At 31.5% G+C, this 11,346-nt stretch carries 9 protein-coding genes; 8 read left to right on the forward strand and 1 reads right to left on the reverse strand.

Going from position 1 to position 11,346, the window contains the following annotated elements; translation table 11 throughout:
- Both ACTHW2_RS01030 and ACTHW2_RS01035 read left to right on the forward strand, forming a co-directional pair.
- On the forward strand, positions 1-1,053 hold a 1,053-nt coding region (locus tag ACTHW2_RS01030), incomplete at its 5' end, for an NAD(P)/FAD-dependent oxidoreductase (RefSeq protein ID WP_442261855.1).
- Between the two features lie 86 nt (positions 1,054-1,139).
- Positions 1,140-1,766 carry a class I SAM-dependent methyltransferase gene (locus ACTHW2_RS01035; protein WP_442261856.1) on the forward strand — a complete coding sequence of 209 codons (627 nt, stop codon included), beginning with the start codon at positions 1,140-1,142 and terminating at the stop codon, positions 1,764-1,766.
- A gap of 64 nt (positions 1,767-1,830) precedes the next feature.
- Here ACTHW2_RS01035 and ACTHW2_RS01040 read toward each other — a convergent pair whose 3' ends face one another.
- The gene (locus ACTHW2_RS01040) at positions 1,831-2,334 is read right to left on the reverse strand and encodes an MBL fold metallo-hydrolase (protein ID WP_442261857.1); all 504 of its coding nucleotides are present in this window, start codon (positions 2,332-2,334) and stop codon (positions 1,831-1,833) included.
- A gap of 330 nt (positions 2,335-2,664) precedes the next feature.
- Here ACTHW2_RS01040 and ACTHW2_RS01045 point away from each other — a divergent pair, with 330 nt between their 5' ends.
- The 6 genes from ACTHW2_RS01045 to ACTHW2_RS01070 form a co-directional block, all read left to right on the forward strand.
- Positions 2,665-2,880, forward strand: a complete 216-nt coding sequence (locus tag ACTHW2_RS01045) for a hypothetical protein (RefSeq protein WP_442261858.1) — start codon at positions 2,665-2,667, stop codon at positions 2,878-2,880.
- Between the two features lie 26 nt (positions 2,881-2,906).
- Complete coding sequence (locus ACTHW2_RS01050) at positions 2,907-4,406, forward strand: TRAFAC clade GTPase domain-containing protein (protein ID WP_442261859.1); 1,500 nt, start codon at positions 2,907-2,909, stop codon at positions 4,404-4,406.
- A gap of 12 nt (positions 4,407-4,418) precedes the next feature.
- The gene (gene grpE / locus ACTHW2_RS01055) at positions 4,419-5,135 is read left to right on the forward strand and encodes a nucleotide exchange factor GrpE (RefSeq protein ID WP_442261860.1); all 717 of its coding nucleotides are present in this window, start codon (positions 4,419-4,421) and stop codon (positions 5,133-5,135) included.
- Positions 5,136-6,758, forward strand: coding sequence for an Hsp70 family protein (locus ACTHW2_RS01060; protein ID WP_442261861.1), 1,623 nt, complete (start codon positions 5,136-5,138; stop codon positions 6,756-6,758).
- A 69-nt stretch (positions 6,759-6,827) separates the two neighbouring features.
- Complete coding sequence (locus ACTHW2_RS01065; protein ID WP_442261862.1) at positions 6,828-8,933, forward strand: Hsp70 family protein; 2,106 nt, start codon at positions 6,828-6,830, stop codon at positions 8,931-8,933.
- A 29-nt stretch (positions 8,934-8,962) separates the two neighbouring features.
- Positions 8,963-11,346, forward strand: a 2,384-nt coding sequence (locus ACTHW2_RS01070) for a hypothetical protein (RefSeq protein ID WP_442261863.1), incomplete at its 3' end; no start/stop codon positions are given.

An 11,346-nucleotide genomic window follows, 5' to 3' on the forward strand; every position in this document is an offset into this window, starting at 1 on the left:
AAACTAGAAGCTTTAATATCTAAAGATGTTAAAAGTGCTCTTCTTTGTATGAGTGCAGGTATAGTAGACCCCTTTAATTATACTTATGCTATGATGGAAAATGCTATAGAAAACGGAGTAGAGTTAAAAGTTCAAAAAGAAGTTTTAGACTTAGAAAAAGAAAAGACAGCTATAAAGGTAAAAACTAATAAGGGTGATTATTATAGTAAGTTTGTCATAAATGCTGCTGGCTTAAACTCAGATAAGGTATCTAATATGGCAGGAGATTTTGACTTTACTATTATACCTACAAAAGGCGTATATAGACTTTTAAGAAAAGATAAGGATTTTAAACTAGGAAAGGTTTTATTTCAAACACCGACTGAAAATGGAAAAGGTGTCCTAGTTACTTCAACCTATGAAGGAAATACTATGGTTGGACCAACTAGTGAAATGATAAAAGAACTTGTGGATCCAAGCGCTAGAGAAGAGTCTCTAGAGACAATTGATAGGCTTGGAAAAAAGTCAGTAACAAATCTTGACCTAGGTAAAACTATAAGAATTTTTACAGGCATAAGAGCTAAACCAGATAAGGGGGATTTTTGTATCTATCCTTCAAAAAACATGGAAGGTGTTATACATGTAGGAGGGATAGAGTCACCAGGACTTTCATCTGCTCCAGCCATAGCCAAGTATGTAAAAGATATACTAAAAGATATAGGTCTAAAACTTGAAAGAAAAAAAGACTTTAATCCAAACAGAAAAAGAATACCAAGACTAGCAAAACTTGAAGAAGAAAAAAGAAAGAAACTTATAGAAAAAAACCCCAAATACGAGGAAAAAGTTTGTTTATGTGAAAGTGTTTCAGAAGAGGAGATAGTCCAAGCAATAGATAGGGGAGCAGTAACTGTTGATGGAGTTAAAAGAAGGGGAAGGGCAGGCATGGGATTTTGCCAGGGAAGAAGATGTAGACCCAAAGTCAAAGAACTTTTAGCTAGGGAACTAGACATAGATAAAGATGATATAAAAGAAGAAATGCATGGAAGAGAATTAGTAGAAAAGTATTCAAAATAAAAACTATATCATTATTTAAAGGATAGTTTAAGCCTTTTTATATACTTTATAAGCTTTAAGGGTATAAATAAGATGAGGTGGAGCAAATGAACGATAATAGTGAAAAAATTAAAAAAAGATATAATAGGGTATCTAGGGTATATGATTTTTTAGAAAAACCTATGGAAATGATGACAAGTGATAAATGGAGAGATAGATTAATTGAAGAAATAGAAGGACAAAAGGTCCTTGAAGTAGGGGTAGGTACAGGTAAAAACCTCTTAAACTACCCAGACACCCTAGATATAACGGGTATAGATTTTTCAGAAAATATGTTAGAAAAAGCCAAAGAAAAAATTGGTCATAAGGAAAATATAAAGTTAATAGAAATGGATGCTCAAAAGATGGATTTTGAAGACAATACCTTTGACACAGTTCTTACATCCTGCGTATTTTGCTCAGTCCCTGATCCTGTTGAAGGATTTAAAGAAGTTAGAAGAGTTTGTAAAGAAGATGGGAAGATAGTAATGCTAGAACATATGAGAAGCAATAAAAAGGTAATAGGAAAATTTATGGATATAGTTAACTTTATCCCACTGAATATTTGGGGAGCAAATATCAATAGAAAAACTATAAAAAACTTAAAAAAGGCTGGATTTAAAGAAGAAGATATAAAAGCAGAAAAGGTCTGGAGCGATATAGTAAAATTTATAGTAATAAGAAATAAAAAGTAAGATATTGAATAATTTTAAATTGCCACTTAAAAATATAATAAACTTAATAAGAACTGCTAAACTTCTATTTGAAATAGAAGTTTAGCAGTTCTTTAGATATAAGGATAAGATAAATAATCTTGTATCCTAATCCTTCACCTGAAATATCATTAGACTTTACAACTATACCTTGTGGAATAGCCTTTTCTAAACCGTTCATCCTTGCATCTATATCCACCTTGTAAGCTTCCATTAAATGATTGCACATGTTCTTTGTACCCTTAGGACCGTAAATTTGAAGAGCTTCATCTCTTTCAAGAACCCATGGAGTAAGTATTAAATCTGGAAGTCCTGCCGTATGGTCTGAATGCAAATGAGTTAAAGAAGCCCTCTTTAAATTGCTTGCTTCTAAAGCCTTAACACCCATCCTATTAGCAGCTTCTGCCCTTCTGACTAGTCCAATGCCAGCATCTACTATATATGAGTTTTCGCCTACTATAACTACAAGTGAGGGACCTGATCTTTCTGGTATAGGATTAGGAGTCCCAGTTCCAAGCATAACAACTTTCATTTCATCTTGTATTTTCATAAAAAAATCCTCCTTAAAGCCTAAAAGTGTAAAAAATAAGAAAAAAAGCTATAAAATAAAAAAGACTATAAAATAAAAAAGCTATAAAATAAAATAAGGCTAAATACTTAAAATCTATTGATTACTTCCGATAAAATATTGAATGGAGAATTATAATATTGAAAAATATTTTTTTACAAGTATAATGTCTGTTTATGTTTATAAATGGAAAATATAGTAAAAAAATGAATTGTATGTTAAACTTATACTACTTTGTAAATTTATAAACAAAAGACAAAGTCTTATAAAAGTAGTTGATATTTCACTGTTTTTTTAAAGGAGAGTTTTAAAATGAATAATTTAATGGTAGCTATAACATTTAGCTTAATTATAGGGATTCCACTCGTGCTTCTTTTGATGCTTGCAATTTCAGTTATAACTTTACTACGTGTAGGAGTTCTTGGAATCCCTTTAATTATATGGGGAGTTATAACAGGTATAAAGAATTATTTTATATCTTTCAAAAAAAATATGATTGATAGTAATAAAAAAAATAGATTTGTTTAAAGATAAATTGTTTGGAGGTCGATTAAATGGAAGAAAAAACACAACCCGCTATAAAAAAATATTTGTTTGAAAAAGCCTATAGGGATATTTATCTTACATCATCCCAAGCTTTTAATAATAATATTAACTCTATAAAAAAATATTTTTCTAATATTTCAGATGCCGGAGGCAGCTCAATACCTATTTATTTAGCTATATTAGTTCTGAATATATTCTTAATGCTATCTGTTGGAATTTTCGGTTCAATATTATTAGTGGTTACAAGTTTGGTACATCTTCTTATAGTTCTTGTTTGCTCTATTTTTTATTATACTTTCTTTTTAATAATATGGTCTATAGATAAGTTATATAGAAAAGGAAAAAATATATTTGTATCATGTCATGAGTGCAAAGAAAGGTCACTTCTTCCTACATATCTTTGTCCAAGCTGTGGTGCAGGGCATAGTGATTTAACTCCAGGTATATACGGTGTATTAAAAAGAACTTGTACTGGTCCAAGCTATATGGGGGAAGAAAATACCTGTGGACAAAAGATACCTACCACATTCTTTAATGGAAGAAAAAAGTTGGATGCAATTTGTACTAATTGTCATCACCCCTTAACTGATAAGGAAACTGTACCAATTTGCATACCGGTAGTTGGGGGAAGATCAGTTGGTAAAACAGCCTTTATAACAGCATTTGCAAATGACTTTATGGAAGACATAGCGCCTGCAAATGGATGGGAAACTGAAATATATAATAAAGAAAAAGAAGAAATATATGAGGAAATTAGCAGGGATTATTCAATAGGAAGTACAAGGATGACAGAAAGATCTAATAATATCGATATTGCTAGTTCGGTATCATTTAGCTTTTATATTAAGAGTAAGAAATTTAAGCCAGATAGACTAGCCCATATTTATGATATAGCAGGAGAAGTATTTACTGATAGCAGTGAAAATGAGATTCAAAAGCAATATGAATATAGCCATGGAATTGTACTAATGGTTGATCCTTTTTCCATACCTTCACTTAGGTATAGATTTGAGCCTCAACTAAATCCAGAGGATGTAGCTGGAATTGGCAATACTGATATTGGAGTTGTTGTAGATTCTTTCTTAAACAAGCTAAGAGAAGTAACAGGGATTAGTAGTAAAAAGATGTTGACAGTGCCTCTAGCTGTAGTTATAAGCAAGGTTGACTCTGCAAATTTACTTGATTATTTGGGAGAAGAACCAATCAATAAACTTATGGAAGAAGAACCAGAAAAGTTTAAAAACTATCAAGATGCTGAAGATTACCTATGTAGAAAACTTTTACTTGAAAACAATATGGCAAGCTTTTTAAATAGTATTGACTTAAAGTTTAAAAACAATAGGTTTTTTGCATCTAGTGCCATAGGTCACACAAGGGATAAGGGGAAATATGAACCTATAGGTGTGATGGAACCTATGGAATGGTTATTTAGACAAGCAGATTCAAAGATATCAAAAACTTGGAAAGATACAGAGTTTTCTAAGAAAATAATAAGCATTGAAGAGTAATAGGAGGAAACTATGATAGAAAATGAAGATATAGGGAAGATGGACCAACCTATAGACAGACCTATAAAAAATAATGAAGTTGAAGGCGAAGATTTAAGTTTTGATGAAAAAGATTTATCTAAAGAAGAAAGTAAAAATGACCAAAAGCTAGAAGATGGATCTAAAGTAGAGTTAGAAATCTTAGATAAATATGAAGAAATAAGCAAAACCATGGATGGTCTAAATGAAAAAATAGACAAGATGCAGACTATTTTTGAACAAAAAATCATGCACACTGAACACGAGGAAAAGATTGTTGATCAGATGCATAGTGAACTTCAAAGATATAAAGAAGATATGTATTCTCAACTAGTTCGTCCAATCCTATTAGACATAGCAATGGTAAGAGATAGTATTTTAAGGATGGCAAAAACGTATAGAAAAAAGCCAGAAGGTGAACAAGATATTCCTAATAAAACCTTTTTTGATTATTCCTATGATATATTGGACATTTTAGAAAAAAACAATGTTGAAATATATGATAGCGAAGAAGGAGATGCATTTGTACCTTTAAGGCATAAGGTTATCAAGAAAATCCAAACAAATGTAGAAGATTTACATGGGAAAGTATGTGAGTCAATGACTAGTGGTTATAGCTATAACAATAGGGTAATATCAGCAGAAAAGATTTCAATGTATAACTATATAGAAGATGAATCAAGAAAAGATAATATGGAGGAGGAAAAGTAAATGGCGAAATATGTATATGGAATTGATCTAGGAACAACATATTCATGTATTTCATATGTTGATGAAACGGGAAGGGCAAGTATTATAAATAACTCTGAGGGTGCAAAATCAACGCCTTCAGTTGTAAACTTTGAAAACACTGGCGATGTTGTAGTTGGTCAAATAGCCAAGGAAAATGCAGTAATAGATCCTGAAAATACAATATTATTAGTTAAAACATTAATTGGGAAAACAGAATTTGCAATTAATTACAATAATGAGGACAAGTCCCCAGAAGAAGTATCTGCCTATATATTAAGAAAGATAAGTGAAGATGCTTCTAAAATGATAGATGAAGAAGTAAAAGATGTTGTAATCACATGTCCTGCATATTTTGGAACAGCAGAAAGAATAGCAACAAGAAATGCTGGGAAAATTGCTGGACTAAATGTATTAGAGATTATTAGTGAGCCAACAGCAGCAGCAATATATTATGGCTGTGCTAAAGACCAAGAAGAAAAAACTATTCTAGTTTTTGACCTAGGTGGAGGTACCTTTGATGTAACAATTATGAATATAAACTCAGAAAAGATTGAAGTTATATGTTCAGATGGTAACCATGAACTAGGTGGTAAAGACTGGGATGAAGCAGTTATGAGATATTTAGCAGATGAATTTATAAGCGAAACAGGATTTGATGGCGAACTTGATGAATATGCCCAACAAGATTTAAGATTGAAAGCTGAAAATGCCAAGCAACAATTATCATCTAGAGAAGAAGTACCTGTTATGATAGATGCGGCTGGACTTAGGGCTAGAATCATGCTTTCAAGGGAAAAATTTGATGAAATTACATCTACCTTTATAAATGAAGCTATAGAAAAAACACAAAATGCCATTGACTTAGCAAAAGAAAAAGGCTTTGATATTGATGAAATACTATTAGTAGGCGGTTCTACAAGAATGCCTCAAGTAACAAAAGAAATAGTCGAGCACTTTGGAATGGAACCCAAGATTCTTGAACCAGATGAAGCAGTTGGAAAAGGAGCTGCAATCCATGCAGTAAATGTCTACGTAAAAAATCAAAAGAGCTTAACTGAAGGTACACTGGATGAAGAGACTGCAAAAGAAATTGATGCAGATGACTATAAGGAAGACTTACAAGTAAAACCAGAAATGATGAGTATAGGTGGAAGGGCTCAAGAAGTTGTAGTTGCTACTACAAAGAGTTTTGCATTGAAAGTTGTACTCAATGGTGAGGATGAAAAATGTATTAATATGATTATTAAAAATGAATCTATGCCAGATGGATCGATTACTGTTACAAAAACATTTGGAACACAATTTGATAACCAAGAAGTTGTAGACTTAGAAGTTTATGAAAATGACTTTATGGAAGAATACTTTGAAGTAGATGATGACCTTATTTTAGGAACTACTACATTAGAGCTACCATCTGACCTACCAGCTGGAGCACCTCTAGATGTTACCTTTACCCTAAATGAAGAAGGAATATTAGAAGTTCGTGGAATAGATAAAACTACAGATAGAGAAGTAAATGCAACCATGCAGTCCAAAGGTATTATGGCTGAAGAAAAAGTTGACGAACTAAAAGAAAAATCAAAAAATATAGTCGTTATGTAATAACTAGACCCTGCCATAAAATCGATTATATGGTAGGGTTTATTTTGTTTTATTAAGGAGGATTTATAGATGAGCATTAAGGTAGGTATAGATATTGGTACTACATTTAGCGCCATTGCAAAAATAAATGAACAAACAGGAAAGCCACAAATAATTAAAAATAGCTTTGGTGATTCAATAACACCATCTGTCTTATGTTTTGAAGAAAATGGAAACATCCTCTTTGGTGAAGATGCAAAAGCTATGCAATCAATTGGAGACCCGAATGTAATTGCATTTTTCAAAAGGGATATGGGAAATGACTTATTTGAAGTTGAATTTTTTGATAGAACATATAATGCAACAGATTTAACAGCGATATTTTTAGAAAAAATAGTAGAAGAAGCAGAAAAAGAATGTGGAGAAAAGATAACTTCTGCTGTTATTACAGTGCCGGCATATTTCACCCATAAAGAAAGGCAAGCAACCATTGATGCAGGTAAAAAGGCAGGACTTGAAGTATTATCAATTATAAATGAGCCAACTTCAGCAGCCTTTGCCTATGGATTAAATGATAAAAAACAAGAACAAACCTTACTCATATATGATTTAGGTGGTGGGACATTTGATGTTACTATTGCCAAAATTGATAACAATAAAATAGATATTTTAGCTAGTGATGGTAACCACCAATTAGGAGGTAAAGACTGGGACGATTGTATTGCCAGGTATCTAGCACAAAAGTTTAATGAAAAATACGACCTTGATTTAACTGAAGACGATCAAATGGTCTCTTCACTAATAGTAAAGGCTGAAAACACTAAAAAACAACTTACTTCTAGAAATAAGGTGGATGTTTCTATAACTTATAAAGGTATAAATGGAAGTGTAGAAATAAGCCAAGATCTCTTTAGAGACTTGTCAGACTTTTTAATTGGAGCCACCAAAGAATTGACTGAAAACCTAATAAAATCTATAGGATTATCTTGGACAAGTATAAGTGGCGTTATTCTTGTAGGTGGTTCAACCAGGATGAGAATGATCCATGATTATGTAAAAGATATGTCTGGAAAAGAGCCTTTATCAGGTGTCAATGTTGACCAAGCAGTTGTCCTAGGTGCAGCAATAAAGGCTAATATAGATGACAATGGTGAATCAGTTAACAAGCTTATTAAAACTATAGAAGGCAAAGAAAACAAACATGTACTAGGATCTAAAACTCTTTCTGATGTAACAGCACATGCACTAGGAATGATAGCTATAAGTGAAGATGGAGAAAGTTACATAAATAGTGTTATAATTCCTAAAAATACATCTATACCTGCCCAAAAGAAAAGATCCTATAGCTACAAGGACCATAGAAAAAACGATGAATTAGAAGTATATGTCCTCCAAGGTGATTATCAAAAACCATCTGATAACATAATAATTGATAAATATATAATCACAGAAATTGGGCAAACAAATAGTGATGCATCTATAATTGATCTGACCTATAAATACAATTACAATGGTGTTATTGATATATCAGCCCAAGAAAAGGAAACTGGAAGAGAACTTCCAGTTAAAATCCAAGCAATAAAAGATGATATGGGATGGACAAATCTTTCACCTAAGGATGTAATCAAAGATGCAGAAAGAAATGTTCAAATAATGTTAGCTATAGATTTATCAGGAAGTATGGAAGGTCAGGCAATTGAAGAAGCACAAAAATCTATGAAGGAATTTGTAAATAAGATGGATCCAGAACATACAAAAATCGGACTGTTGAAGTTTGCTGATCGTGTAGAAACGGTAGTAGAAGCAACGGATGATTTTAAAAAACTAATATTTGAAATTAATATGATCCAAGTTGGTTCGGTAGGATATTGTAATGGGGCCCAACCCTTTGAACAAGCATTAAAAGACTTTTCTGGTCAAGATGATGAGATTTTAAACTATCTGGTAGTTTTGACTGATGGGATTTGGGATAATACTTCTAAAGCAATAAAAAAAGCAAAAGAATGTCACAAAAATAAAATAGAGATAATAGCCCTTGGATTTGGACATGCTGACTATGAATTTTTAAAAAATATCGCATCTGTAGAAGAAAATGCTTCTTTAACAGATCTTTCAGACCTATCAAGTTCATTTTCTAAAATTGCCCAGTCAATTGGAGATAGTAGTTTAGGAAACAAAATTAAGATGATATATTAAAACAACATATAATTAAGAGGTGGAAATTGATGACGGAAAATTGGTATCTGGTCTTGGAATTAGAATTTGATCCTAATCCAGTTGAAGATGAAGCTTTTATAGAAAAAAGAATAGATGAAAAACGTAAGTTTTGGTCAAGTAAAGCAAATGATTTTAACCATGGACCCAAATATAGAAGATATTCACAGATGGTTCCTACTATAAAAAAAGACATGATAGGTGGAGAAAATATCCGCAAAGAGCTAATTGAAGATGCATGTGATAAAACATATGGACCAATAAATAAGATACTTAAACAAATCAGAAAAACAGAAATTACAAGTGAAATGGTTGAAAAAATAGCCAAACAACAAAAGGTAGATGATACCTTTGTAAAAAGAAGTGCTAAAAAGCTTGGAATCAAGATAATAGAATCAAAAAAGAAAAACCATAAAGAAATATATGAAAAATATTATAAAACAAAGCCTAAAAATACAGATAAATATAATGGAATGAGAGAATTACTAGAAACATTTTATGTAGATAATCTATATGAATTTTTATATAAAGATTCAGATATTAAAAACGCAAGGAACCTTCCGGTTGATTCTCTTACAGAAAAAGCAAGGGAAAAGAAGAAAAAAGAATTTTATAAAAATGATAGTATAAGTGGAAGTGGATCTAAACTTTGTAGCCAATGTGAAGAAACTTTTAAAGATGAAGAAGGCAAGAAAACTTATGATAAATATCTTGTTTTTAATAGTAGCAAAAAAATACTGGAAAGTGCTAGGGATATCTATAAAATAGCAGGTGAAATATCAGATGAAGCCTATAAAAACTACATAGACCAGCTTTCACAATTACTTAAAGATAGGAAATTGGCTATTGATGTCTTCCAAGCATTTTTTAAGATGGAAAAAATGTCGCTTGCAAATTTAAAAAAAGAAAAGACAGAAAATAAAAATATAAAGGTATGTAGATGTGGTTCTTTAAATGACGTTTCACAAGGAAGAAAAATTTGCCAAGCATGTGGTGCAGAACTTGAGATAGAATGTCCTAAATGTAAAAAAATAAATGATGCAAGTGTAAAAGTATGTAAATGCGGATTTGAATTTGAAAATATAGATAAGGCCTTAGCACTTTGTGAGTTAGCATCTAAGGAAATAGATAATATGGAATTTAGTGTTGCTAAAGCTCACTTATCAGATGCTTCTAAATACTGGCCTAATAACGATAAGGTTAAAGAGCTTAAAAACAAGCTTAATAGCAAGGAAAAAAATGTTAGTAGTAAAGTAAAATTAATTGACCAGGAATGTAAAAAGAAAAATTACTATCAGGCAAAAAAACAATATTTAAATCTTAAAAAGATATATCCAAACTTTCAGGATAAGCATATGTCAGAAGAAATTAACGGTGCCATAGCTTTAGCTGAAGACTTAAAAGAAAAAGCAGGGAAGCTTAAAAAGGAAAAAGATAAGGTTGAAGTCTTATCAAAGGCCTACCAAGCTTGCAAGGATTGTCCAGGTTTAAAAGAAGAATTGGCTAAATACCCACCACTTAAGGCCCTATCCTTATCCGTTTTTACTGATACCATAGGTAAAACAAATGTTATTTCTTGGTCAAGGAGTAAGAGTGAAGGCCTACTTTTCTATACCGTTGTTAGAAAGAAAGAAGCGGTACCAGTAAATGTAGAAGATGGAGACTTTATTGGAAGGGTAAGTACATATAGCATTATCGATTCTGGTATTCAAGCAGGTATTGGATATTATTATGCTGTATTTGTAGAAAGGGCAGGTGTCTTTTCCCAGGCTCTAACAAGTTTAAAACCTATTATAAATTTGTTTGAAATATCAGGTGTTACAGCATCTGAAGGAGATAAAGAGTTACAGTTTAATTGGGATGAAATTCCAAATAATACCTCTGTTCAAATAAAAAAAATAGTAGATGGAAAAGAAGAAATAATTAAATGCAATAATAAAACTAGCTTTATTGATGAAAATCTAATAAATGATAAAAAATATACTTATCAAATAAAATTAATATATAAGCTTGCTTCAAAAAAATATCCAACTAAGGGAGTAGAAATATCGGCCATACCAGCGAAACTTCCCTCCCCAATTGAAAAAATAGTTGTCAAACCTCAAGAAAATAATAGTTTCTATCTTGAATGGGAAAATCCAGAAAACAACAAGGTTGAATTTTTTTATTCAAAGAAAAAACCAAACTTTTACTTTGGAGACACACTAGCCCTTTCAACTATTGAAAAAGATATGCAAAGACTAATGATAAAGAAAAAAACAGACAAGTCGGGAGTCTTTAGCTATAAAGGTGAAGAACTAATATATATAGTAGCTGTTACTGTTAAAGGAAATTCAGTAGTCATAGGAGGTCTTGCTAGGGCAAGCAAAAATGAAACAATAAAGATTAAAAATGT

The organism is Tissierella sp. (assembly GCF_052089545.1).
Lineage (GTDB): Bacteria > Bacillota > Clostridia > Tissierellales > Tissierellaceae > Tissierella_A.